Origin of the sequence: Brevibacillus formosus, assembly GCF_003013405.1 — a bacterium.
Classification (GTDB): domain Bacteria; phylum Bacillota; class Bacilli; order Brevibacillales; family Brevibacillaceae; genus Brevibacillus; species Brevibacillus formosus.
This window is the reverse complement of the sequence record NZ_PXZL01000001.1, coordinates 624,035-648,664: the sequence shown is the minus strand read 5'-3', so window position 1 is coordinate 648,664 and position 24,630 is coordinate 624,035. Positions and strand designations below refer to the sequence as shown.

Annotated in this window: 24 protein-coding genes; all 24 read right to left on the bottom strand. The window is 46.8% G+C overall.

The annotated features are described in order from the left end of the window. Positions 1 to 5 precede the first annotated feature (5 nt). Entirely contained in the window at positions 6 to 872 is an 867-nt protein-coding gene (locus C7R91_RS03120; RefSeq protein ID WP_047067761.1) for a 2-oxoacid:ferredoxin oxidoreductase subunit beta, read from the bottom strand. Further along, the gene (locus C7R91_RS03115; protein ID WP_047067763.1) at positions 844 to 2,622 is read right to left on the bottom strand and encodes a 2-oxoacid:acceptor oxidoreductase subunit alpha; all 1,779 of its coding nucleotides are present in this window, start codon (positions 2,620 to 2,622) and stop codon (positions 844 to 846) included. The genes C7R91_RS03120 and C7R91_RS03115 overlap by 29 nt, the downstream gene beginning before the upstream one ends. Positions 2,623 to 2,851: 229 nt before the next feature. Beyond that, the gene (locus tag C7R91_RS29625) at positions 2,852 to 3,193 is read right to left on the bottom strand and encodes a dipeptidase (protein WP_236697791.1); all 342 of its coding nucleotides are present in this window, start codon (positions 3,191 to 3,193) and stop codon (positions 2,852 to 2,854) included. A 119-nt stretch (positions 3,194 to 3,312) separates the two neighbouring features. Continuing rightward, positions 3,313 to 3,444, bottom strand: coding sequence for a dipeptidase (locus C7R91_RS29620; RefSeq protein ID WP_236697792.1), 132 nt, complete (start codon positions 3,442 to 3,444; stop codon positions 3,313 to 3,315). A 335-nt stretch (positions 3,445 to 3,779) separates the two neighbouring features. Then, positions 3,780 to 4,040, bottom strand: coding sequence for a stage V sporulation protein SpoVS (gene spoVS, locus C7R91_RS03105; RefSeq protein WP_003385776.1), 261 nt, complete (start codon positions 4,038 to 4,040; stop codon positions 3,780 to 3,782). Positions 4,041 to 4,158: 118 nt separating this feature from the next. After that, complete coding sequence (locus C7R91_RS03100) at positions 4,159 to 4,953, bottom strand: TIGR00282 family metallophosphoesterase (RefSeq protein WP_016743384.1); 795 nt, start codon at positions 4,951 to 4,953, stop codon at positions 4,159 to 4,161. A 109-nt stretch (positions 4,954 to 5,062) separates the two neighbouring features. Continuing rightward, complete coding sequence (gene rny / locus C7R91_RS03095; RefSeq protein WP_007719154.1) at positions 5,063 to 6,604, bottom strand: ribonuclease Y; 1,542 nt, start codon at positions 6,602 to 6,604, stop codon at positions 5,063 to 5,065. A 273-nt stretch (positions 6,605 to 6,877) separates the two neighbouring features. Beyond that, a complete protein-coding gene (locus C7R91_RS03090; protein ID WP_047067768.1) occupies positions 6,878 to 7,519 on the bottom strand; it encodes a RecX family transcriptional regulator in 642 nt (213 codons plus the stop codon). 69 nt (positions 7,520 to 7,588) lie between these two features. Then, positions 7,589 to 8,647 (bottom strand): recombinase RecA, encoded by a 1,059-nt coding sequence (gene recA / locus C7R91_RS03085; protein ID WP_047067770.1) that lies wholly within the window; start codon positions 8,645 to 8,647, stop codon positions 7,589 to 7,591. A gap of 166 nt (positions 8,648 to 8,813) precedes the next feature. Continuing rightward, positions 8,814 to 10,403, bottom strand: coding sequence for a DEAD/DEAH box helicase (locus C7R91_RS03080; protein WP_016743381.1), 1,590 nt, complete (start codon positions 10,401 to 10,403; stop codon positions 8,814 to 8,816). A gap of 8 nt (positions 10,404 to 10,411) precedes the next feature. Then, positions 10,412 to 11,656, bottom strand: a complete 1,245-nt coding sequence (locus C7R91_RS03075) for a competence/damage-inducible protein A (protein ID WP_047067772.1) — start codon at positions 11,654 to 11,656, stop codon at positions 10,412 to 10,414. A 107-nt stretch (positions 11,657 to 11,763) separates the two neighbouring features. After that, positions 11,764 to 12,339 carry a CDP-diacylglycerol--glycerol-3-phosphate 3-phosphatidyltransferase gene (gene pgsA / locus C7R91_RS03070; protein WP_047067774.1) on the bottom strand — a complete coding sequence of 192 codons (576 nt, stop codon included), beginning with the start codon at positions 12,337 to 12,339 and terminating at the stop codon, positions 11,764 to 11,766. Further along, a complete protein-coding gene (gene rimO / locus C7R91_RS03065) occupies positions 12,340 to 13,686 on the bottom strand; it encodes a 30S ribosomal protein S12 methylthiotransferase RimO (RefSeq protein ID WP_047067776.1) in 1,347 nt (448 codons plus the stop codon). It lies immediately after the preceding gene. 111 nt (positions 13,687 to 13,797) lie between these two features. Further along, positions 13,798 to 14,697, bottom strand: a complete 900-nt coding sequence (locus C7R91_RS03060; RefSeq protein WP_047067778.1) for a helix-turn-helix domain-containing protein — start codon at positions 14,695 to 14,697, stop codon at positions 13,798 to 13,800. Between the two features lie 12 nt (positions 14,698 to 14,709). Then, on the bottom strand, positions 14,710 to 15,489 hold the full coding sequence (locus C7R91_RS03055; RefSeq protein ID WP_016743377.1) for a YmfK family protein: 780 nt from the start codon (positions 15,487 to 15,489) through the stop codon (positions 14,710 to 14,712). A 108-nt stretch (positions 15,490 to 15,597) separates the two neighbouring features. Next, a complete protein-coding gene (locus C7R91_RS03050) occupies positions 15,598 to 15,867 on the bottom strand; it encodes a DUF3243 domain-containing protein (RefSeq protein ID WP_047067780.1) in 270 nt (89 codons plus the stop codon). Between the two features lie 100 nt (positions 15,868 to 15,967). Beyond that, a complete protein-coding gene (gene ymfI, locus C7R91_RS03045) occupies positions 15,968 to 16,705 on the bottom strand; it encodes an elongation factor P 5-aminopentanone reductase (RefSeq protein WP_047067783.1) in 738 nt (245 codons plus the stop codon). 7 nt (positions 16,706 to 16,712) lie between these two features. Next, positions 16,713 to 18,005, bottom strand: a complete 1,293-nt coding sequence (gene yfmH, locus C7R91_RS03040; protein ID WP_047067785.1) for an EF-P 5-aminopentanol modification-associated protein YfmH — start codon at positions 18,003 to 18,005, stop codon at positions 16,713 to 16,715. A gap of 1 nt (position 18,006) precedes the next feature. Then, positions 18,007 to 19,302, bottom strand: a complete 1,296-nt coding sequence (yfmF, locus tag C7R91_RS03035; protein ID WP_047067787.1) for an EF-P 5-aminopentanol modification-associated protein YfmF — start codon at positions 19,300 to 19,302, stop codon at positions 18,007 to 18,009. Positions 19,303 to 19,512: 210 nt separating this feature from the next. Next, positions 19,513 to 19,668, bottom strand: a complete 156-nt coding sequence (locus tag C7R91_RS29245) for a hypothetical protein (RefSeq protein ID WP_162837737.1) — start codon at positions 19,666 to 19,668, stop codon at positions 19,513 to 19,515. Between the two features lie 53 nt (positions 19,669 to 19,721). Then, positions 19,722 to 20,900 (bottom strand): stalk domain-containing protein, encoded by a 1,179-nt coding sequence (locus tag C7R91_RS03030; RefSeq protein ID WP_047067789.1) that lies wholly within the window; start codon positions 20,898 to 20,900, stop codon positions 19,722 to 19,724. A 129-nt stretch (positions 20,901 to 21,029) separates the two neighbouring features. Further along, positions 21,030 to 21,989 (bottom strand): ABC transporter permease, encoded by a 960-nt coding sequence (locus tag C7R91_RS03025; protein WP_047067791.1) that lies wholly within the window; start codon positions 21,987 to 21,989, stop codon positions 21,030 to 21,032. Further along, positions 21,989 to 23,062 (bottom strand): ABC transporter permease, encoded by a 1,074-nt coding sequence (locus C7R91_RS03020; RefSeq protein ID WP_047067793.1) that lies wholly within the window; start codon positions 23,060 to 23,062, stop codon positions 21,989 to 21,991. The genes C7R91_RS03025 and C7R91_RS03020 overlap by 1 nt, the downstream gene beginning before the upstream one ends. Further along, on the bottom strand, positions 23,055 to 24,596 hold the full coding sequence (locus C7R91_RS03015) for an ABC transporter ATP-binding protein (RefSeq protein WP_047067795.1): 1,542 nt from the start codon (positions 24,594 to 24,596) through the stop codon (positions 23,055 to 23,057). The genes C7R91_RS03020 and C7R91_RS03015 overlap by 8 nt, the downstream gene beginning before the upstream one ends. Positions 24,597 to 24,630 lie beyond the last annotated feature (34 nt).

The following is a 24,630-nucleotide window of genomic DNA, read 5'->3' as shown; positions in this document are numbered from 1 at the left end:
CAAACTTAAGCAAATTCTTTAACCAATTTTTCGAAGTCTTCTTCAGACAAACGAATGTCTTGGTTAGCCAAACCTTCTTCTTTGAAGCCATTTACGAGAGCTTCGTAAGGTTTTTGCTCAGTATTTTGGTAGATCAGACCTGTAATCAGGCCTTTGTGTTGCATAGAGGTAGACATTGCTTTGATACGGTCATGTGGATCGTATCCTTCGATCGTGTCTACTGGTACGATGTTCTCTTTGAACCAGTCGTACGTGTTTACCTTGTTGTAGGTCACACAAGGGCTGAATACGTTGATCAAGGAGAAGCCTTCGTGTTGGATACCTTTTTCGATCAGTTCAGTCAAGCCCTTCAGATCGCTGGAGAAGGATTGAGCAACGAATGTCGCACCTACAGACAGCGCCAGTTCAACTGGAGAAATGGAGGACTCGATGGAACCTGCCGGTGTAGACTTGGTCACGAAACCAGTCGCAGAACGCGGGGAGGTTTGACCTTTTGTCAGACCGTAGATTTGGTTATCCATTACGATGTACGTGATGTTCATGTTACGACGGATAGCGTGTACAGTATGGCCCATACCGATCGCGAAACCATCCCCGTCACCACCTGCTGCGATAACTGTCAGCTCGCGGTTCGCCATTTTCACACCTTGTGCGATTGGCAGGGAACGTCCGTGAATACCGTGGAAACCATAGCAGTTGATGTAGCCGGAAATACGACCAGAGCAACCGATACCGGAAACAACCGCCAGATTTTCCGGTTCCAGGCCTACGTTTGCTGCGGCGCGTTGAATAGCCGCTTGGATGGAGAAGTCTCCACAGCCTGGGCACCAGTTTGGCTTAACGTTATTTCGAAACTCTTTCATAGTCGCCATGTTTTACCAGCTCCTTCACTTCAGCATAGATTTCCTTCGGCAGGAATGGGTTACCGTCATATTTAAGCACGGATTCGATTTTTTCAGCGTTTCCAACGTGTTGTTTGAGCAGGTTTGTTACTTGAGCTTGGATGTTGTGCTCAACAACAACGACTTTCTTCGCTTTGTCTACGAGTGCTTTGATTTCTTCAGTTGGGAACGGATGCAGCAAACGGATTTGTGCATGGTTTACTTTGATTCCCTCTTGTTCCAGACGGCCTTTTGCTTCTTGAATCGTACCAATTGTGGAGTTGATACCCACAACCAGAACATCCGCATCAGCGTGAGGAGCATCTGCTGTTACAGCGCCTTTGAAGTTTTTCAGGACGCCTTCCATTTTGCGCATACGTTTATCCATTTGTTGAATACGGTTTGCAGCATTCTCAGATGGACGACCCGTTTGATCATGCTCAACACCAGTTACGTGGTGCAGTCCGTATTTTTGACCAGGAATAACACGAGGAGAAACGCCGTCTTCTGTTACTTCATAACGTTTGAACAGGTCGTTTTGCTCTTTTTCTGGCAATTCTTGTCCAGCAAGCAGTTTTCCGCGACGGATTTCTACTTTGCTGTAGTCAAATGGAGTTACTGTTTGTTTGCCCAAGGACAGTGTCAAGTCTGTCATCAGGATAACAGGCAATTGGTATTCTTCCGCAATGTTAAACGCCTCAACTGCATCGTAGAAGCACTCTTCTACTGTGCTTGGTGCGATAACTACTTTTGGAATGTCACCATGTGTACCATAGATCATAGCATTCACATCGGATTGCTCGATTTTGGTAGGCATACCGGTAGATGGGCCACCACGCTGTGTGTTCACGATTACAACTGGTTGTTCCGTGATACCAGCCAGACCGATTGCTTCCATCATCAGGGACAGACCAGGACCTGCAGAAGCAGTCAAGGAACGAGCACCTGCGAAGTTAGCACCGATTGCCATTGTTACAGCAGCAATCTCGTCTTCTGTTTGGATAACCGTACCGCCCAATTTAGGCAGCTTTTTAATCAAGTATTCCATTACCTCGGAAGCAGGTGTGATCGGGTAAGCTGGCATGAAACGGCAGCCTGCTGCTACAGCACCCAGAGCGATCGCATCGTTACCGATGAGGAACAGTTGTTTTTGTGGGTCAGCCTTTTCCATTTGGAACTCAGGCAGTTGACCACCAGTCAATTCATTTACAAAATCAAAACCGCGGCGAATGGCATCCATGTTCTTTTCAACCACTTTTTCGCCCTTGCGGAGGAACATATCTTCAACGATGGGACGGTAGCTTTCCACTGAAATGCCGAGGATGGCACTGGAAGCACCAATCGACACCATGTTTTTCATCAGGGAAGTTCCCAGCTCATCAGCGATCTCAGTCAGTGGTACAGTGAAGAAGCGAACAGGCTTCAAGCCGTCCGGCAACTTTGGATTAAATTTCGCATCCGCGATAATGATACCGCCTTCACGAAGCTCATGCGCATTGAAATCGATCGTCTCTTGGTCAAACGCTACGAGAATGTCCAGATCGTCAGAGATCGCACGCATTGGCGTTGTGCTCACGCGAATTTTATTGTTCGTGTGTCCACCCTTAATACGGGAAGAGAAGTGACGGTAGCTATACAGATGGTACCCCATCCGGTTCATCGCCATCGAGAAAATCTCACCAGTACTCTCGATGCCCTCCCCTTGCTGTCCTCCAACTTTCCAGGAAAGTTGACTAATCATTCAGATTCCACCCTTTCAGTGACTGTGAGAAAAGCTGCCTATCACACCTTGAAAAGACTGATAAGATGTGACATTTCTGTGCATAGACAGTAACAATTGTAGTCCTGTCCATGTCAAATTGCAAGTGCTTTTACTCAACTTACTTTTGACCTGAATTTTAATGTTGAACTTGGTACATTAATATCCTCATGCTTTATTGTAGCACGTTTCCGAAAACACGCAACCAATTTCATTGCACAAATTTCAATACTTCCGCCTCTTTATAACGTTTTAACAAAGCTTCTAGTAACTGGGAGTAATCTGCTGCGGATGCCATGTCTCCAAACGTCTCGGTAATCCCATCGAAATCGGAGCCAAAACGTACGTGGTCTACGCCACCCAATGCGCAGATGTGATCCAAGTGGCGCAACAAGTCATCGATCCAGACCTTACGCTTCTCCGATACGGTAAAGAAGTCTACAAACGTCAAGCCGATCGCTCCATCATTGGCGATTAACGCTCGAATTTGCTCGTCCGTCAAATTGCGAGAGTGATTGCATATGCCTCTTACGCTCGAGTGTGAAGCGATCACTGGGGCTCTCGAGTATTCTAGTACATCCCAGAATCCCGGATCAGCACTTCTCGTCCAAATGAAGTAAGTCCACCTGGATTCGGATCTCCATTTCCACTCGCTAGGGCATTGACATGATTCTAGGTCAGCGTCATGCCTCGTTCGCCAAGCCGGAACCACGTACGTAGCTGAACGAGGCTCTCTTCTAATGCATGCGCGCCTTCTACAAACAGAATAGCCCCTTTCTGTCCCTTTAATACGCATTCTGCCAAATCTCCCTTTGTGAAAATGGGGGCGGAACTTATCACTCGCCACCTTTTGATAAAAAATATCGATCATTTCTAGTACTGTATGAAAACGCCGTCAAAACGGCACCTGAGAAGGGACAAAACAGGCAAGCACTTGTATGTCTACATTCCCTTTTTCAAGAGCGGTAAAACCAGAATGTATGCTTGTCTTCTTTATAAAAGTCATCGCAATGCGCATCAAAGATTTTCATATGGAAATGCTCCTTCTCTTCGATAACCTCGGAGGTCATGCTTCTGGACAAACGAAAAAACCTGTTCATTCTTCGAACAAACAGGCAGGTGAAGCATTTGCAGTTGTATCATCTGGGTTCTACGATTAATTTGATTGCAGTTCGCTCTTCTCCATCAATCACGATGTCGGTAAAGGCTGGAATACAAATGAGGTCAACTCCACTCGGCGCTACGAACCCTCGTGCGATTGCTACTGCCTTCACAGCTTGATTAAGCGCCCCAGCGCCAATGGCTTGAATCTCAGCCGCTCCTCGTTCACGAAGAACTCCGGCAAGGGCACCAGCAACGGAATTGGGGTTAGACTTTGCTGAAACTTTTAATACTTCCATCCTTTTTGAACCTCCCGTCTGATAGGAATCCTGTCATCATTAGAATGATATTCGCATAACCCCTAAAAATTCCTGCTAACTCGCTTGAAAGATTCAAAAAATTCTAATCTTATTCCCATTATTCCATAAACGGATGGTCAGAGTCAATTCTGATTCGTTCCATTTTTTTCGCATGCCCAGTCGTTTTATCTAGCGTAATCAGCACCGCATTCAACTGTGCTGGATCTGGCGCTACCTCAAAACGAACAGGGAGCTGCGTCAAAAATTTCTTAATAACAGCTTCGCGTTCCATCCCCAAAATGCCGTTACTTGGGCCACACATTCCTACATCACACAAAAATCCGGTTCCTTGAGGCAAAATACGTTCATCAGCGGTTTGCACATGGGTATGTGTCCCCACGACCGCTGTTACCTTTCCATCGAGGTACCACGACATTGCTTGCTTCTCCGATGTGGCTTCGGCATGAAAGTCTACAAAAATGAGCTTCGTACGCTTCCGTGCTTGCTCTACTAGCTTGTCAGCCATTTGGAACGGACAGTCAAGCGGTGGCAAGAACGTACGCCCCATCAAATTAATAACGGCTAGTTCCCCTTCAGGTTGCTTGATATATGTAATCCCTTTTCCAGGAGCTCCTTCTGGGAAGTTCGCGGGTCTAATCATCCGCGGCTCATCATCAATAAAATCGAAAATTTCTCTTTGGTCCCACGTATGATTCCCGAGCGTAATCGCGTGAACACCCCATTCGAAAAGCTCCTTGGTAATTTTCTCTGTGATCCCGCGACCATGCGCAGCATTCTCTCCATTCGCTACGATAAAGGTAGGGTTGTATTTTCGTTTTAGTAACGGCAGATATGTTTTCACGATCTCTCTGCCAGGCGAGCCCATAATATCTCCAATGAATAACAACTTCATTACCAAATCACCTCATTGCTAGTATACACAATTCCTCTGCTCATTAGAAAACTTGACTTCCGCAAGCAATTGATGTGCGACAAAAAAAGTAAAGTGGCACGCAGCCACTTTACTTTGCATACTCAACTGCCCGTGTTTCACGGATAACCGTTACTTTAATATGACCAGGGTAGTCAAGTTCATTTTCAATTCGTTTCGTGATATCCCGTGCCAGACGGGTAGCTTCCGCATCGTCAATCTTATCAGGTTGAACCATCACGCGAATTTCGCGTCCTGCTTGAATCGCATAAGACTTTTCTACGCCATCGAACGACTCAGAGATTTCTTCCAGTTTCTCCAAACGTCTGATATATGTTTCCAATGTCTCACGGCGTGCACCTGGGCGTGCGGCAGACAAAGCGTCAGCAGCTCCCACGAGCATAGCAATGACGGAAGTTGGTTCGGTATCACCGTGATGAGACGCAATACTGTTCACTACTACGTGATGCTCATTGTACTTCTTAGCCAGTTCAACACCGATTTCAACGTGTGAACCTTCTACTTCATGGTCAATCGCTTTTCCGATATCATGCAGCAAACCTGCACGTTTGGCCAGCTTCACATCTTCTTTCAGTTCTGCCGCCATTAATCCGGCGAGATGTGCCACTTCCATAGAGTGCTTCAGTACGTTTTGACCGTAGCTTGTACGATAACGCAAGCGTCCGAGAATCTTGATCAGATCCGGATGCAAGCCGTGAACGCCTGTTTCAAACGTTGCTTGCTCACCGTATTCACGGATTCGCTCGTCTACTTCGCGACGCGCTTTTTCCACCATTTCCTCGATGCGAGCTGGGTGAATGCGACCGTCTGCGACCAGTTTATCCAACGCTGTCTTGGCAATTTCCCGACGAATCGGGTCGAAGCCAGACAGGATGACTGCTTCTGGAGTATCGTCAATAATCAGATCGATACCAGTCAACGTCTCCAGGGCACGAATGTTACGTCCTTCGCGTCCGATAATACGTCCCTTCATCTCATCATTTGGCAGCGTAACCACGGAAACGGTTGTTTCTGCTACGTGGTCTGCTGCACAACGTTGAATGGAGGTCGTAATGATCTCACGAGCACGCTTGTCCGCTTCTTCCTTGGCTTGAGTCTCAATCTCCTTGATCATCACAGCCATTTCGTGACGGACGGTATTCTCCACATCTGTGAGAATGATCGTCTTCGCCTCATCCTGCGTCAAGCCGGAGATTCGTTCTAGCTCTGATACTTGTTCTTTATATAAGTGCTCTACCTTGCTTTGCAGTTCTGCGATGGCACGGTCACGCTCGGATAATTCTTCTTCTTTGCGCTCCAACTGCTCCATCTTGCGGTCCAACGATTCTTCTTTTTGTAGAATTCGTCGTTCCTGACGCTGGATCTCATTGCGTCTCTCACGCAATTCAGTTTCCGCTTCGGATCGAAGCTTGAACACTTCATCCTTTGCCTCCAGCACCTTTTCTTTCTTAACGGCCTCGGCGTCCCGTTTGGCTTCCTCCACGATCTGTCGTGCAGCTTCTTCTGCACTGGAGATCTTCGCTTCCGCAATCGATTTACGAGTGAAGTAGCCAGCACCCAAGCCGATCAGCAGGGCAACGAGCACAATGACAACAGTAATTATAGGATCCATAGGCTTTTTCGTTTCACCTCCTTATTGTAAGACATCTCCCCGCTTTCCAAGCATTTGTTTTTCATGGAGTGCTCTCACATTTGAACATTCGGCTAAAAAACAAGACCGATTTTACTCGGTCCGCTGAATCCGTACTGCTTTCGCACGGTTGTTCAGTTGTTTCATAGGCAACGAGTGAGCAAATCACAAAAAGTTATGATACACCAAGTAAATACAAACCTATTTTATTATTTGTGAACAAGAATTGTCAAGATCATGCAAATAGAGTTGGCCCTAACTATCGCTTCTATGACGCAATTCTTCACGCATTTGTTGAATGATCGCATGAGAGAATCCCTTGCGCATCAGCATGGACAGCAGCTTGCGTTCTTCATCGGGGTTCGGTGCCCCCTCTATGCGTCGCGCCTTCTTCTCTATCAATGCGCGGGCAGCATCGAGTTCAGCCTGCCTAGACACGCCACGTACTGCATCCTCTACAATCGCTCTGTCCACTCCACGCTGAGTAAGCTCCATACGCAGCATATACGGGCTCCGCGGCTTCAAACGCAATCGCTCGTCTACCCATTGCTTCGCAAATGCTTCATCATCGATGTAGCCGTGATCCTTGCAACGCTGGCATATCTCTTCGGCAATCTGCGTAGAAAATCCCTTCTCTACCAAATAAGAATGCAGCTGACAGCTTGTACGTGGGCGTATGCCAAGGTATCGCAAAGCACCTAAATACGCTTTATGCTTTTCTTCTGCTATCAGGACTTCTCGGCAAAAAGCTTCATCTAATTCTGTTCCCTTAAATAGGTTGTACTTTACCAGTATGTCTTCATGTACGGTAATGGCATACTCGCCTTCTACATCGATATGGTAGCGTTGCTTTTGTTTGATATCTCGATGAACGGCAGTAATCAGGCCGCTCTTCATGATGATTCACTCCTTCGCAAAGCTAAAATAACAGCCTGTCTCATCGACAGGCTGCTCTTCTACTCTTCATTAATCCAGATCAAATGTAGGCTCTTCATCTTGCTCTGGGTCATTTACCGGCTCAGTTTCTGGAACAGAGCCAGGGTTCAGACTGAAGTATTCGCGCACTTTTGTTTCAATCTGAGATGCAATGTGCGGATTTTCCTTCAGGAAGACTTTCGAATTTTCTCTACCTTGGCCGAGACGTTCTTCGTTGAAGGAATACCAAGCACCACTCTTTTGAACGACATCAATTTCAGAACCGATGTCGAGAATGCTACCTTCTCTGGAAATACCTTCGCCGTACATAATGTCCACTTCTGCAACCTTAAATGGTGGAGCCACTTTATTTTTGACAACTTTGATCTTCGTCTTGCTACCCATAATGTCGTTGCCGATTTTGATAGATTCCGCTTTACGAACATCCAAACGAACACTTGCGTAGAACTTCAAAGCGCGTCCACCTGGAGTTGTTTCCGGGTTACCGAACATAACTCCCACTTTTTCGCGAAGCTGGTTGATGAAGATCGCAATCGTTTTGGACTTGTTGATGGCACCGGACAGCTTGCGGAGTGCTTGGGACATCAAGCGTGCTTGCAAACCTACGTGAGAATCTCCCATCTCGCCCTCGATCTCTGCTTTTGGCACGAGTGCCGCAACGGAGTCGACTACGATAATGTCTACCGCACCAGAACGTACCAGCGCTTCCGCGATCTCCAACGCTTGCTCACCAGTGTCTGGCTGGGACAACAGCAATTCGTCGATGTTCACACCCAGCTTAGCAGCGTAAACCGGATCCAAGGCATGCTCAGCATCGATAAACGCAGCCTGTCCGCCTTGTCTTTGCACCTCTGCGATCGCATGAAGTGCTACTGTTGTTTTACCGGAAGACTCTGGTCCGTAAATCTCAATAATCCGTCCACGTGGGAATCCGCCCACACCAAGTGCGATATCCAGAGCAAGCGCTCCACTCGATACAGTAGAAATCTGAACGTTGGAAACTTCCCCCAACTTCATAATAGAACCTTTACCGAATTGCTTTTCTATTTGACGCAATGCACTCTCCAAAGCTGCGCGACGATCTGACAAATGGTACACACCCTTTCAATTTTTCGCTTCTGTTTTGCTTGTCTTCATCATACCTCGAGACAGAAGTGTTTGCCAAGTATTTTTTGCGAACAAATATTCGCATTGCAAAAAAGCAGCCATTTCCTGGTTGTTCCCAGTGAAATGGCTGCTTTTCAGTACTAACAAATTAGGAACGCTTCGCTCCGCGAGGCTTTGCAGGCTCCAGATTGATTCGTTTTCCGTTGATGCGTGTTTGACGGAGTGACTCATATACGAATGCCGCTACCTCTTCTGGAACCTCAACAAACGTGAAGTTCTCGAAAATGTCGATGCGACCTACTGATTTTCCTGGAATACCAACAGATTCAGAGATCTCTCGTACCAGATCCTGTGGCTTCATGTTCGCATTGCGGCCTACGTTCAGGAAGAAGCGAACCATGCCTTTTGCTGCACCCGTCTCACCGAAGTTGTACGCTTCTACTTCCTGCCCTTGTCCTGCTTCTGTATGGAATGCCAGGTGCAATGCAGCAGCAGCTACTTTTTCAGCCGGGTATTGACCTACGAGAGCATCCGCTACCTTTTGATACATATCCGCAATTGCATCGCTTTCCAAAAGGCTAGTCAACTGTTCACGCAGTTGCTCTTGTTTGCGCTCAGCCACTTCCTCCAGGGAAGGAACATTGCGAGAGAGCACTTGTGCTTTTGTCTGCTTTTGGATAAACATCATCTGTCTTACTTCGCGAGGCGTAACCAACGTCATCGCAATTCCTTTGCGACCTGCGCGACCAGTACGGCCAATACGGTGTACGTAGCTCTCAGAGTCTTGTGGAATATCGTAGTTGATTACGTGAGAGACGTTTCCTACGTCGATACCGCGTGCTGCTACATCTGTCGCAATCAAGAATTCAATCGAGCCCTCACGGAACGCATTCATAACCTTGTCACGTTGTGCCTGTGACAAGTCGCCATGCAAGCCGTCCGCAAGGTATCCGCGGGATTGCAGCACTTCGGACAACTCATCTACACCGCGTTTGGTACGGCAGAAAATGATACCCAGCTCTACATCCTCACTGTCCAAGATGCGGCAGAGGCTCTCTACTTTGTTGCGGTCAAACACTTTGTAGTATACCTGTTCGATCAATGGCGCCGTTACTTCTTCACGGCTCACCGCGATCGTTTGCGGCTGTTTCATGTAACGGGTAGCCAAACGCTTGATCTCCGGCGGCATTGTCGCCGAGAACAGCAAGGTTTGACGCTCTTCTGGCATATGTGTGATGATCGTCTCGATATCTTCGATGAAGCCCATGTCCAGCATTTCATCCGCTTCATCCAAAACGAGTGTATGTACGTGATCCAGCTTCAATGTTTTGCGGCGCAAGTGGTCCATAACACGTCCAGGAGTACCTACAACGATTTGTACACCTTGGCGCAGTGCACGAATTTGATGTCCGATCGACTGTCCGCCATAGATTGGCAGCGTACGAACTTTGTTGTATTTGGAGATGCGCAAGAGCTCTCCTGCAACCTGAATAGCCAGCTCACGAGTAGGGGTCAGCACGATCGCTTGTACACGATTGGCAGGCGTAATCTTTTCTACAAGTGGAATCCCGAACGCAGCAGTCTTACCAGTACCTGTCTGTGCTTGACCAATCAGGTCTCCGCCATCCAGAACTTTTGGAATGCAAGCTGCCTGAATCGGTGATGGCTCCTCGAAGCCCATATCGTGAATCGCTTGCAGAATAGATTTATGTAAAGGAAAATCGGAAAAAATCGTCATGAAAAAAATCACCTTTCTTTTTGCATTTGCAGCGCATAAAACAACGCGTATTTAGCGGCACGCCCAACGATTGCGTGCCTTCTTCCGGCAAGGCGCAGCTCTTTTACAACTGTGGGCATTCCTTCAGCCGCGATCCCTACGTAAACAAGGCCAACAGGCTTGCCCTCGGATGGATCGGGTCCTGCCACTCCCGTAACAGAAATCCCGTAAGTAGCTCCCAGCTTTTCTCGAACATGCTCAGCCAGCAATTGAGCTGTTTTCTCACTGACTGCCCCATCTGTTTGCAAAATGGAATCAGGTACTTCGAGCAGCTGATTCTTCACTTCATTGGTATAGCAGACTACCCCGCCGCGAAACACTTGCGAGCTTCCTGGTACAGAGGTAATCAACGAAGCAATTGATCCTCCTGTGCAGCTTTCTGCACAAGCAATCGTCTCATTTCTCTTTTTCAGCTCAGAAACCAGCACATCATGCAGGGACGAGTTCTCCCCCATCCCGTACATATACTGGCCAACACGGCTGAGAATTTCTTTTTCTACAGGCAAGATTAGGGCTTCCCCTTCTTCGACTGTAGCAGCTCTTGCCGTAATCCGCAGCGTTACTTCGAATTCTTTGGCGTATGGCGCGATCGTTGGATTGTCCTGCTTTTCGATCAGATCGAGCAGTTTTTCCTCCAAGGCGGATTCGCCTATTCCGTAGAACCGGAGGACATGAGAATGAAACACTTGTTTATCGGGGAGCAAATCAGTCAAGTAAGGCATCACGTAATTCTCGACCATTGGATACAGCTCACTTGGTGGTCCCGGCAACAGCACGAACGTACTACTGTCATGACGGATCGCCATCCCCGGCGCCATCCCGAAATCATTGGAGAATACATGGCTGCCAGAAAGCACCAGCGCCTGCTTACGATTGTTCTCCGTCATGACAATCCCACGTTGCGAAAAGAATTTTTCAATTCTCTCCATGGCCTCTGAATTCGTTTCCAATCCAATGCCTACATGCCCCGCCACGGTCTCTTTCGTCAAATCATCTTGAGTCGGCCCTAGCCCACCCGTGAAAATGACGAGATCAGATCGCCCTGATGCCAATCGAATCACTTGTAGCAATCGCTCCGTGTTGTCTCCCACAACCGTATGAAAGTATACTCCCACTCCAATTTCCGCCAGCTTCTGAGAAAGAAACTGTGCGTTGGTGTTAGCGATCTGGCCTAACAAAAGCTCGGTACCTACCGCGATAATCTCCGCTCTCATCTTCCTCATCCATTCTCTTTGAGAGTAGAAAAGCCTCTAAACTAACAGTTTATCACTTGCAAACGCTCAAGAGAAGAGTCTTGTGAAAAAAGAGACCAATACCCGCATTACGAGTATTGGATCACGTTACGATTTTTCGCAAAGTAGTCGTACCCGGAGTAAATCGTGATGATCACCATCGCCCAAGTAGCTACTTCGTCGAACGGAATACCGAAGAACCCAAATGGGAAGTTGCGAATCATGACAGCCGTAATCGCTACGATCTGCACCCATGTTTTCAGTTTACCCAATGCACTCGCAGCAATTACCTGTCCTTCTGCCGCAGCAACTAGCCGTAGACCCGTTACCGCAAACTCCCGGCTGATAATGACAATCGCAATCCACGCTTCCAAACGCTGCATCTCAACGAGTGAAATGAGTGCTGCAGAAACCAAAAGCTTATCAGCAAGCGGGTCCAGAAACTTCCCCAAGTTCGTCACGATTTTCTTTTTCCGTGCAATATAACCGTCGAGTCCGTCCGTACTGGCTGCTAGGATAAACACCAAAGCCGCAATCAGCTCGTTATACGTCATCGTCAGGCTGCCAATCGAAAATGTCCCGATGTTGTAACGCACCAGCAGAAAAAACATAACTACCGGCACCAGAAAGATCCTGGCGAGGGTGATGCGGTTGGCGAGATTCACCTAGACTACCTCCCCGGCTAAATCGTATTCATAGGAGTGTGTTATTTTTACTTTTACGATGGAGCCCAGTTCGCCTTTAAAACCAGTGACGAATACTTCACCATCGATTTCCGGAGCGTCATACTGTGTTCGACCTACATAAATATCGTTACGTCCTTCGTAACGTTCAATCAAAACATCCAAGACCTGGCCAACAAAGCGTCCGTTGCGATCTCCGGCTACTTCACGCTGAATTTCCATCAGCATGTTCGCACGTTTTTCCTTAACTTCTTCGTCTACATGATCAGGCAGACGGGAAGCTGGAGTGTCATCCTCGTTGGAGTAAGTAAACACACCCAGTCGATCAAAGCGGATATCTTTGACAAACTCGCTCAGACGCTCGAAGTCTTCCTCTGTTTCCCCAGGGAACCCTACGATCAAAGAGGTACGCAGCGCAACATCTGGAACCTGCGCGCGAATTTTTGCTACCAGCGCACGAATGTCCGTCTGTCTTCCAGGGCGACGCATTCTTTTGAGAATATGGTCTTCCGAGTGCTGCAAAGGCATATCTACGTATTTACACACTTTTGGATTGGTAGCAAAGGTGTGGATCAATTCATCCGTGAAAAATCCAGGGTATGCATAGTGAAGACGAATCCACTCGATGCCCTCTACTTCTGCCAGACGGTTTAAAAGTTCAGGAAGCATCAACTTTCCATCGTAAATATCCGTTCCGTAGTTCGTAGAATCTTGTGCGATCAGACTTACTTCTACGACCCCTTGTGCGGCCAAATGACGAGCTTCTTCCACGATGGACTCGATTGTACGACTGCGGAATCCTCCACGCATCAAAGGAATCGAGCAGAAGGTACAGGCGTTGTCGCAGCCCTCGGCAATTTTAATATATGCGGAGTACGTGCCTTGTTTTACTTTCCGCTTCACTACATCTTCGTACGTAAAAATGGGATTTCCTACAAAAATCGGTCTCTTGCCCTCTAGTGATTCTTCGATAATACCAGTAATCGACATAAAATCGCCTGTTCCGACAATGCCATCCACCTCAGGAATCTCGTTCAAGATATCCTCTTTGTAACGTTGTGTGAGACAGCCTGCCACCACAAGCGATTTCAGTTTGCCGGATTCCTTCAATTCACCCATTTCCAGAATCTTATTTACGGATTCTTCCTTGGCTGCATCGATGAAACCGCAGGTATTGACGATGACCACAGTTGCTTCTTCCGGGTTATCAACCAGTTCATAGCCTTTTTCATCTATCAGATGGGCCATCATGTCCGAATCAACGAGATTCTTTTCACAGCCCAGCGTAACAATCGCTACTTTTTCACGCGTGCCTACCTTCTCTGTCATCTTTTTTCCTCCAATTGGTCACACCAACCCATATTACACCTATCCAGTATAATATAAGCCTAAAGGAAGTGTCAAAAAAGAGAAAAGTACAAAAGGCAAGCATATGCTTGCCTACTGGGTGACCGCCTCTTTTATTTTCATCGTAAGATTGGACGGCATTGACTTCATTTTAGACGTGTCTACCAAGACTCCGTTCACCTTCAATTCCACTACAGTCGGTTTGCCCAAACGAATATAAGCGGATTTCCCCAGCTCAATCGTTTTTTCCTGATCCTTCTTGAGCGTGCCCTGCTCAACATACGTTTTGCCTTTTCCTTCCGAAATACCAAACCAGCTTGTTTCGTCTTTCACCTTCAGATAAACCGTAATTTTTTCTCCACCTTGCAAGGAATAGTTATACATCGATCCTTGCTGCGATTCAAATGTGATGGTTGCCTGAGGAGTTTCCGTAACGTTCTCAGGTGGGTTTGTTCCTGTTTCAGGATTCGGTGTCGTAATAGAAGGAGGCTTTGGTTGTTGAGCAATCGGGGATGTTGCCGCTCCACCACCAGTGCCAGGCGTAACAATTTCCGCTCCAGGGTTAACTGTTCCACCCGGCATTGGCTGAGTCAACTGACCTCCGTTGTTGTTGACGACAGCGAAATAAATAACCCCGATAATCAAGGCAATAAACAATACGAGCAAGGTTTTGGTAACCCATCGCCCCGCTTGTAATGGATTGTTCGCTGAAGCAACTCTTCTGCGACGCAGTCGCTCTACTTGCTCTGTAGGTGGCTGGGCCGGCAAATCGGACTGAAAGTGATTCAGGATGTGGTTCGGGTCTAGACCGACAGCTTCCGCATAACTCTTTATAAATGCACGCGCGTAAAAGTGGCCAGGAAGTACGTGAAAATGACCCCTTTCAATTGCTTCCAAATATCGCCGCTGTATCTTGGTGATACGTTGGATGTCGTCGAGCGTGATTCCTTTTTCTTCGCGGGCCCTTTGCAGGACTTGACCTAGCTCAGACACAGCTGCCCCTCCTTAATTCATTTCGAAATTATCAAAGCCGCGATTGTTGATAAGCTCATATGTAATCTCTTCATCCGGATGATGACGCAGCTCAATAATGTAATGGAAATCATCAAGTTGATACTCTGATTCCCTTACGAATATATCCGGATGCTCAATGATTTTTGCGGCAGGAAAGTTCATAATCTCCCGAAGCAAGGTAAAGTGCTTTTCTGTCGATCGCAGCGTTGAGACAATTCCATCTATCAAATATACATGATCAGTAGACATTTCATCAATGGCTAAGGAGCTCCGCACCGTCTGGCGCAACAAAGTAGAGGAAATAAATGTCCAACGTTTATTGGCGGATACGCTGGCAGCAATCATTGACTCAGTCTTCCCTACGCGAGGCATTCCACGAATCCCGATGAGCTGATGACCTTCCTTCTTAAGGATTTCTGCCATGAAATCGACCAGCAAGCCCAGCTCCTCACGAACAAAGCGAAACGTTTTTTTGTCCTCGCTATCCCGTTCTATATAGCGACCGTGGCGAACAGCCAAGCGATCCAGCATTGTCGGGGGACGTAACCTCGTTATGGTTATGTTGTCCATTTTTTGCACAACGTTGCGCAAAACCTCCATTTTTTCATCATCATCGGTCAAGAGCAGCATACCTCGACGCATGGTATCCACACCATTGATCGTCACAATGTTGATGTTCAACATCCCCAGAATAGAAGATACGTCCCCTAAGAGACCGGGACGGTTACGGGCAATCTCATACTCCATGTACCATTCTTTCTTCGCTTCCATATGCAATCCTCTCCGCCAGCCAGAATTCTCTTCTTATGTAGTATATCACGTTCGTTTCATTCGACAATCGCGAAAAGAAAAATCCCCAAAAGTAGGGGATTTGAATGGCTAGTTGCCAGCGTTCGCGTCATTGCGATTCTGAACAAGCTTCACCATGAGTGATGCCAAAGCTTGTTGCTGCTGTTGATCACCTGCGTCCCACAGCTGTTTCAACAGGCGCTCCTGATCGTTTTTCGGGTCTACTTGCTCAGACAGATAGCTACCGATTTGATAAGCTACATTTTGAAGCGTATCGCTTTCCATCCCGGCTTGTTTCGCTTGTTCTACCCGATCTCCGAGAAACGCTTTCCAGTCGCTAAAATTGTCAAGAATCGACATAGGGAAATTCCCTCCTTTTGTACGTTGCGAACAGATTTGCTGCCCACACAAAAGATAGAATTCCATCATTTCTCGTATTTTATTCATGCATACTTACCTTCTACGTGTACCATCCACCGTTTGGACTAATCACTTGCCCTGTCACATAACTGGAATCCGCCGATAGCAAAAAGCGCACGACTGCTGCTACCTCATAGGGTTGTCCGAGCCGGTTGGCCGGTATTTCTTCCGCGATCATTTCCATTTCATCTGGAGAAAAGCGCTCCATCATTCCACCAGCAATAGCTCCTGGGGCGACTGCATTTACCGTGATTCCGTTAGGTGCCATTTCCTTTGCCAAAGCTTTGGTGAACGTATTAATTGCTCCTTTGGTCATGGAGTACAGCACCTCACACGAACCACCCGTAAGCCCCCAAATAGAAGAAATGTTGACGATACGCCCATACCTTGCACGCAGCATAGCTGGAACAGCAGCTTGGCAGACCAAAAAAGTGGATCGAACATTGAGTGCGATAAGGTCATCGAATTTCTCCACAGTCACATCTGTAAATAATCCGACATCATCCACTGAAGCGTTGTTCACGATCAACAGTGGTGCAACCTGCATATGAGCAAACATCGCGGAAATTTGCTGTGGATCCCGCAGATCAGCCTGGAGGATGCCGAACGGAACACCCCGCTCCTGGCATTTTTGCACCAACGGCTCCAATTTTTCCATATTTCGATTGTAATGCAGATAAAGGGGAACCCCCGCATCAATCAGGTAGGCACCGATCGCCTGCCCGATCTCTCCGGAAGCTCCCGTAATTAACGCCCATGGCGTCTCTTGCTTGAACATGAATACATTACTCCTGTGGCGAAGCGGAACGAACGATGGAAACAGCCATCTGCTCGGTTAAAAAATGCTCCTTCAAACGTTTTTCCACATCTTCGCGTGTGATCGACTCCAAGGTCGGCACTACGGAAAACAGATCATTCCCGTTAAATTTGAAGCTGGTAAACTGGTTAGCAATAAACTCTACAGAGTTTAGAGAACGCAGGAAGTTTCCGATTTTTTTACGCTTGGCACGCTCAAAATCGTCCTGAGCTATACCAGTTTGCTTCAATTGATCGATTTCCGCTTTGATTGTTTCCACTAAACGCTCTGGATCAGGTGTATCTCCACCAATGATCGTATAAGCATAATCCTGCTCGCTGCTGTAGTCAAAATCAAAGCTTTCCGTAATCAGCTCGCTATCATACAAACGCTCATAAACAGCGGAGCTAGTACCGAACGCGATGTCCAATACCAGTTTAGTAGTCAACTCGCGTTTTAACAAGGCTTCCTTGGTTAGACCGTTTTCCTTTTCCTTGATTCCGATCATGCATTTGGGCAGACCAACTGTTAGAAACGCTTCTACTTTCGCCTCTGCTGGCGCTGCCGGCTCTTCTGGAAACACGAGCGTGATTTGTGGCGCAGGAGGAAACTCCTTTGCTCCCTGGTTTTCACGAATGAGCTTCATGATCGCTTCTGGTTCGAAGGAGCCCACGACCAACAAGAGCATATTGGCAGGATGATAAAACGTTTCATAGCACTGATACAAATATTCTTTTGTAATATGAGAGATTGTCTCGATCGTACCCGCAATTTCAATGTTAATCGGATACTTCTGGTACATGGCCTTTAGAAGGTTCATGTACACCTTCCAATCAGGATTGTCATCGTACATGGTGATTTCCTGGCCGATGATTCCTTTTTCCTTTTCTACACTGGCATCTGTAAAATACGGGTCCTGCACATAATCAAGCAGCAGATTCAGATTGTCATCCAGCTTATCTGTGCACGAGAACAAATAAGCCGTGCGATTGAAGCTCGTGAACGCATTGCAGCTCGCCCCGTTTTTACTGAATTCGTGCATGACATCCCGATCTTTTTTCTCAAACATTTTGTGCTCTAGAAAATGCGCAATGCCGTCGGGAACATTGATTTCTTCCCCGCTTCGGGTACGGAAATGGCTATCAATGGAGCCGTAGCGAGTAGTGAACACAGCGTATGTTTTGCTGAAGCCTTGTTTGGGAACCAGATATACTTGCAATCCATTTTGGAGAGTTTCATGATATACCGTTTCATTTACTTGTTCAAAGACCGTGGTCTGCATCTTATGCCTCTCCCTTCTTGTCTCGCAGCAGATAAACCGTGTCGATCGTCACCTTGCTCGCTACCTTCTTGATATCTTCAATTGTCGCTTGGTTGATCCCCGCCAAAAGCTCTTCGATTTTCCGAGGACGTCCGCTAATTACACCATTGTACGTAAAATCAATCATGCCGCGTGCACTGTCCAGTAGCTCACGGAATTGGTTGGACAAAGTCGCACGCGTCTGGCTCATTTCCTCATCCGATATGGTTCCTTGTTGCATCAGATCAAGCTGCTGCTTAATTATCTCAACTGCACGCTGATATTTGCTAACATCAATCCCGGACATAATCATGAGAATCCCTTTGTGGCTCTCTAGTCTGGATACGGCATAGTAAGCAAGACTCTCTTTTTCACGGACATTGACAAACAGCTTGGAGTGAGGAAAACCGCCTAAAATCCCGTTGAATAAGAGCAGCGTCGGGTAATCGTCATCCTTATAAGTGATCTGCGTGCGGCAGCCGATGTTGAGCTTTGCTTGGTTAACATCAAGTCGATCGATCACTTCGCGCTCAGCAGATACGTCCTTCACCGTCGATGCGATCTGCAGCTCTCCTGCTTGGGAGCGTTCCAATGGGATATGCTTGCGAATAGCCTCGCTTACTTCCTGCTGATCAACATCGCCCACCACGAACATGTTGATTGGATTCGTCGTCGTTACTTCTTTAAAATATTGATACAGCTCCTGACCCGTGATCTTTGGCAAATCCGCCACACGGCCTTGGACGAGAAGAGAGAAGGGTTCACCTTTACACATTTCTTCTGTCACCCGTTGGTTCGCATACTTCATTTTGTCGTCGATCAAACTCTCTATCCGTTTTCGTAGCGTCTCTTTTTCCTGTGCCAAGTACTTTTCGGAAAAAGCGTTGTCCTGTACATACGGTCTGACAAGCATATCTCCTACGAATTCGATGGCCTGCTCCAAAAGAGAGGCCTCATTGGACAAATATTTTTCATTCGGTACTTCCATATAAATTTGCAGAATTTGCCGCTCGCCTTTTTTCATGACATCGACATCAAAGATGGCACCGTAAAGGAAATCCAAATGTGCTCGCAATAGCTTCGTTTCTGGAAAACGAGCGCTGGCACGTTTCATGACCATTGCAAGCAATGCTGTTTTCGTTACGTGTTCCTCCGATAGCGCCTGTTCAATCATCGTCACGATCGTCGTTGTCTTGAACTTTTCGGTTGGAAGGATATGTACGTTCATCCCATTGATTTGGGAGCTTTGAAATGCAATTTCGGTTGTAGTAGCAGTCATAGTCCAATCTCCCTTCTCCATCAGCTTACTTCTTACTCTTCTCTATTGTAACCAATTGTTAGGGCATCAAGCATCAGAATCTTCCATTATATATCCCAGTGCTTCATCCTATGCGCTCACGCAAGTCCCGTAATACGCAAATCACAGCGCTTCCATTGTATAAAAAAAGAGCGAACGACACCTTTTTACGAAGGGCGTTCACTCTTTTCCTTACATATCCATTGCATCCCAGTCTCGAGGATCATCCGATGTATCATGCTCTTCAACAAATCGACCACAATCAGACGAAAGACAGAGCATGCCATCCAACTGCTCATCGTGAAAGGGTAAGCCGTGGCTTCCCCCACAGTACGGACAAGTCCACATACGAAGGGCCTCCTTTTAAGCGTGAAGGTACTCCGTAGTAGTTTGTCCCAATTTTAGAGCGGACTATCTACTTTATTTTGCTCCCAAATCCGCAAGTAATCATATGGATCGATCGCCTTCCCCGTGCTGTTACGATAGAGACCAAAATGCAGGTGAGGTTCAAACATTCCCACTGTCCCAGCTCCACCATAGCCTGTATCTCCAACAAAACCGATCAGCTGTCCTGCTTTTATCGTTTTCCCTACATGCAATCCTGGTGCATACGCCTGCAAATGAGCGTAATACATCCGATATTGGCCATTCTCATCCGTAATGTTTACTCTCCAGCCACCATACGTATTCCAGCCCACTTTGTTGATCGTCCCATCGGATACCGAGTAAATCGGCGTTCCTTTCGGTGCCATAATGTCGATGCCCTCGTGGCTACGGACACTGCCGTTATTCGTCTCGGTCCACTCTCGATCGGAACCAAAGCTATCCCCATACGGCTCATACCAACTATTATTGTGGAAAGGAAACCGAAATTGTTCCCCAATCAATTGATCATCGGCGACTTTTGTAGCAATGGAGTGCTCAGCTCTTCGTGCACCTTCTGGCAAAAATAAAATTTGGCCCACCAGTACCTCATCAGAAGAAAGATGGTTATTTTTCTGAATGGCACTCATGTTCGTGTCATGGCGAGCTGCAATTTTTGATAAGGTATCACCCTGTTGAACGACATATGGATTCAAGGAGTATTTCACACTCGTAGCCTTGTCTTCCACAGGTTTGGATTGTATGTATGCAACGGTTGAAGTCTCATCCCATTGGACTTGATAGCCAAATGCCTCGGATATAAAACGGATCGGAACAAGCGTCCGCTTATTCATGATGATTGGAGAGACATCCATCTTCAAACGTTTTCCATCTACATACCCTAACTGGCTGCCGATCGTAAGGGATATATGCTTGCCTTTTTTGTTGAGCCATACTTTTTGAGTGGCGGCATCGTAGCTGACTTCTGAGCCTGTTGCCTCCGCTACTACCCGTATCGGAACGAGCATACGCCCATTTCGATGGATGGGCGATACATCTGATTGAACTCCCTTTCCATCGACAACGACAGAAATGACAGGTCCCGGCTCTTTTGCTGAAACCGTTCCACCGGATACTGCTATCATCAGGCAAAAAACAAAAGCGCCTAGAATCCTGTTCCATCGATAACTGCTGTACTTATGTAGACAGCGGTTCATCTTTTTCCCTCCCCACAGACAATTTGCAAAAACGGAATGGACCGTTTTTTTGCGGACCGCAAGCAGTCACAAAAATTATCGCACAGGGAAAGTGACAGGTTCTAGACGCCAAATTTTGTCAACAAATGATTAACGTGATCCCGTATCGTAAGGTTTGCCCAGGGCCGCTGGAGCACTGGATCGTCCAACTAGACCAGCCATCACGAGAATCGTCAGTACGTACGGAAGCATGAAGATAAATTCAGTAGGAATGTAATTGGTCAATCCGAAGATTTGCACCAAAGACTTGATCGCTTGAGCGACACCGAAGAACAAGGCTGCTCCCATCGCACCCGCTGGATGCCATTTACCAAAGATCAAGGCTGCAATCGCGATAAACCCTTGTCCGGAAACCGTGTTATGGGAGAAGTTACTGGTTGTCGTCAAAGAAATGGTAGCTCCACCTAATGCAGCCAGCATACCACTGATCATAACAGCCGTGTAGCGCATTCTCTTAACATTGATCCCTACTGTATCAGCAGCACGCGGATGCTCACCAACTGAACGCAAGCGCAATCCGAATGGTGTCTTAAATACAACATACCACGTAACGAAAACAGCAATGAAAGCTAGAAAGCTAGTAGGATACGCCTCAAAAATGGCATGTCCGAGATACGGAATTTCACTCAATCCAGGAATACTGAATTTGTTAAACACAGCGGTCAATGTTGTTGTCTGACCTGCTCCGTCAAAAATAATTTTGGTCAGGTAGATGGAAAGTCCAGCTGCCAAGAAGTTCAGGGCCACACCACTGACGGTCTGGTCCGCTTTAAATGTAACCGAAGCAACGGCATGCGGGAGTGCAAAAATACAACCGGCAATCCCTGCCGCAATAAATCCGACCCAAGGTGCCCAAGTACCAAGTGAATCTTGGAAAGCATAGGTCATTACTGCTCCGGTAAAAGCACCAATAATCATCATACCTTCTAGCGCAATGTTCACGACACCAGAACGCTCTGAGTACAATCCACCCAATGCGGCAAAAATCAAGGCAGTGGAAAACACGATGGTATCATGAACCAGGTTGCTGAGAATTAATCCCCAATCCATCAGTTTCCACCTTCCTTTTTCTTCATCAAGATCGGCTTAACGAAAATTTTCACGATGCCATGTGCAGCAACGAAGAAAATAACAGAAGCAATCACGACACGAATCAACTCAAACGGTACACCCGCACTAAACTGCATGCCGCTCGCGCCGAATGTGAGAACCCCAAACAATATGGCAGCAAGGATAACCCCGAATGGAGTATTTCCACCAATCAATGCTACCGCGATTCCATCGAATCCATAGCCCGTATGCTGCGTCATAATCGCTTGATAGTGGAAAACGCCCAAAATCTCAGTAGCTCCACCGATCCCAGCAAACATACCGCCAATGAACATGGCCTTTACAACATTACGATTCACGTTCATACCAGCATACTCAGAGGCATGCGGGTTCAAACCAACAGAACGCAATTCAAAACCAGATTTTGTTTTCCAAAGGATGATATAGAAGAAAATAGCTGCGAGTACGGCAATCAGTGTACCCCAGTGCAAACGAGCATTGTCAAACATTTCAGCGAGCCATCCAATGGTAATAATCGCAGAATCCTTTACCTCTTCCGATGTTTGCTTGCCTGCTGGAATAAAGAAAGCATTCATGATCCAGTTTGCAAAGTAAAGTGCTACCCAGTTCAACATGATGCTGGTAATAACCTCATTGACACCACGTGCTGCTTTTAAATAACCGGCAATGGCACCCCACAAACCACCAGCTACAGCGCCTGCAAGGATAGCAAGCGGAGCATGAATGATAGCTGGAAGGTCAAAAGAAACACCTACGACAGTAGAAGCAATCATCCCTACGATAAATTGACCTTCTGCCCCGATGTTAAAGAGACCGGTACGGAAAGCAAACGCTACAGCCAATCCTGTAAAGATCAAAGGCGTAATTTGGCGAATCGTTTCACCAAAGTTATACGCGCTTCCAAATACTTTTTTAATCAAAGCCGTGTAGGCATCGATTGGATTAAATCCACCTGCCAGCATAGCGATTGCTCCGGTCAAAAGACCAAGAATGATCGCAACGGCAGGAACGAGAAACGATTCTTTCGTGAAGACCGCAATGACTTTATTCATCGTTTCCCCCTCCTTGCATTACTTTTCCGCCGGACATCATCAAGCCGAGCTCTTGCTCCGTTGTCGATTTCGCATCGACAATCCCCACAATGGCTCCCTCATAAATAACCGCAATCCTGTCGGACACATTGATAACCTCATCCAGCTCCAAGGAAAGCAAGAGAACTGCTTTTCCCTGATCGCGTTGATCAATCAGCCTACGATGAATAAATTCGATAGCCCCTACGTCCAAGCCACGAGTAGGTTGAGCCGCAATCAGCAAATCCGGATTCTTGTCCACTTCGCGGGCAATAATGGCCTTCTGCTGGTTTCCTCCCGAGAGCGCACGTGCTGGCGTGTAAATACTTGGAGTTCGAACGTCGAATTCTTCGATAAGCTTGGCCGCATGCTTGTCAATGGCGCCATAATCAAGAAAACCGTTTTTGCAAAACGTTGGATGGAAGTACGTTTCCAATACCATATTTTCACTCATGGTGAAATCAAGAACCAATCCTCGTTTATGCCGGTCTTCTGGAATGTGCGACAATCCTGATTCCGAGATGCTACGCGGACTTTGATTCGTAATCTCTTTTCCATTAAGAAGGACACGCCCACTTGTTGCTTTACGCAAGCCTGTTAAAACTTCAATCAGTTCACTTTGGCCATTTCCGTCGACTCCTGCAATTCCGAGAATTTCACTAGCGCGAACCTCTAAGCTGAGATTGTTCAGCGCATTCACTCCACGGTTACCCATCGCAGTCAAATTCTCAACGGAAAGAATCGTTTCTTTTGGTTTTGCTTCCGTTTTATCGACGCGGAAGTTTACTTCACGACCAACCATTTTCGCAGCCAAATCGTCTGGATTCGTATCTTTTACCAATACGGAGTCAATGACTTTTCCTCGACGAATAATCGTAACTGCGTCACATACAGCCATAATTTCTTTCAGTTTGTGTGTGATCAGGATAATCGTCTTACCTTCTTTAACCAAGTTATGCATGATCTCGATAAGTTCATGGATTTCCTGCGGCGTCAATACAGCCGTAGGCTCATCAAAAATCAAGATGTCGGCACCGCGATAAAGCGTTTTCAAAATCTCTACACGCTGCTGCATCCCTACTGAGATATCCTGAATTTTTGCTCTCGGATCAACTTTGAGCCCGTATTGATTCGACAGTTTTTCTACCGCTTTCTCAGCGCTTTGAATATCTATCTTCAACCCGTTTTTCGGTTCATTTCCTAGCACAATGTTTTCCGTGACTGTAAATGTTTCTACGAGCATAAAATGTTGGTGAACCATTCCGATACCAAGTTCGTTTGCAATCCTTGGACTTGTGATCTGTACAACTTTCTCGTTAATCAGAATTTCGCCTTCATCCGGCTGATATAGACCGAACAAGATATTCATGAGTGTGGACTTGCCTGCGCCATTCTCTCCGAGCAGCGCATGAATTTCACCTTTACCTACAGACAGCGTAATACTGTCATTCGCAACAATGCCTGGGAACCGTTTTGTGATCCCTCTCATTTCAACCACTTTTTTTACCGAGTTCATGCATGCTCACCCCATTTTTCGGGTCTAGTGTGAA

Excerpts from the sequence above, each read along its gene's own strand:
- C7R91_RS03120 (WP_047067761.1), bottom strand. The coding sequence starts at position 872 with ATGGCGACTATGAAAGAGTTTCGAAATAACGTTAAGCCAAACTGGTGC.
- C7R91_RS03115 (WP_047067763.1), bottom strand. The coding sequence starts at position 2,622 with ATGATTAGTCAACTTTCCTGGAAAGTTGGAGGACAGCAAGGGGAGGGC.
- spoVS (WP_003385776.1), bottom strand. The coding sequence starts at position 4,040 with ATGGAAGTATTAAAAGTTTCAGCAAAGTCTAACCCCAATTCCGTTGCT.
- C7R91_RS03100 (WP_016743384.1), bottom strand. The coding sequence starts at position 4,953 with ATGAAGTTGTTATTCATTGGAGATATTATGGGCTCGCCTGGCAGAGAG.
- rny (WP_007719154.1), bottom strand. The coding sequence starts at position 6,604 with ATGGATCCTATAATTACTGTTGTCATTGTGCTCGTTGCCCTGCTGATC.
- C7R91_RS03090 (WP_047067768.1), bottom strand. The coding sequence starts at position 7,519 with ATGAAGAGCGGCCTGATTACTGCCGTTCATCGAGATATCAAACAAAAG.
- C7R91_RS03080 (WP_016743381.1), bottom strand. The coding sequence starts at position 10,403 with ATGACGATTTTTTCCGATTTTCCTTTACATAAATCTATTCTGCAAGCG.
- C7R91_RS03075 (WP_047067772.1), bottom strand. The coding sequence starts at position 11,656 with ATGAGAGCGGAGATTATCGCGGTAGGTACCGAGCTTTTGTTAGGCCAG.
- rimO (WP_047067776.1), bottom strand. The coding sequence starts at position 13,686 with ATGACAGAGAAGGTAGGCACGCGTGAAAAAGTAGCGATTGTTACGCTG.
- C7R91_RS03055 (WP_016743377.1), bottom strand. The coding sequence starts at position 15,489 with ATGGAAGCGAAGAAAGAATGGTACATGGAGTATGAGATTGCCCGTAAC.
- C7R91_RS03050 (WP_047067780.1), bottom strand. The coding sequence starts at position 15,867 with ATGTCGATTCTTGACAATTTTAGCGACTGGAAAGCGTTTCTCGGAGAT.
- ymfI (WP_047067783.1), bottom strand. The coding sequence starts at position 16,705 with ATGTTCAAGCAAGAGACGCCATGGGCGTTAATTACGGGAGCTTCCGGA.
- yfmH (WP_047067785.1), bottom strand. The coding sequence starts at position 18,005 with ATGCAGACCACGGTCTTTGAACAAGTAAATGAAACGGTATATCATGAA.
- yfmF (WP_047067787.1), bottom strand. The coding sequence starts at position 19,302 with ATGACTGCTACTACAACCGAAATTGCATTTCAAAGCTCCCAAATCAAT.
- C7R91_RS29245 (WP_162837737.1), bottom strand. The coding sequence starts at position 19,668 with ATGTGGACTTGTCCGTACTGTGGGGGAAGCCACGGCTTACCCTTTCAC.
- C7R91_RS03030 (WP_047067789.1), bottom strand. The coding sequence starts at position 20,900 with ATGAACCGCTGTCTACATAAGTACAGCAGTTATCGATGGAACAGGATT.
- C7R91_RS03025 (WP_047067791.1), bottom strand. The coding sequence starts at position 21,989 with ATGGATTGGGGATTAATTCTCAGCAACCTGGTTCATGATACCATCGTG.
- C7R91_RS03020 (WP_047067793.1), bottom strand. The coding sequence starts at position 23,062 with ATGAATAAAGTCATTGCGGTCTTCACGAAAGAATCGTTTCTCGTTCCT.
- C7R91_RS03015 (WP_047067795.1), bottom strand. The coding sequence starts at position 24,596 with ATGAACTCGGTAAAAAAAGTGGTTGAAATGAGAGGGATCACAAAACGG.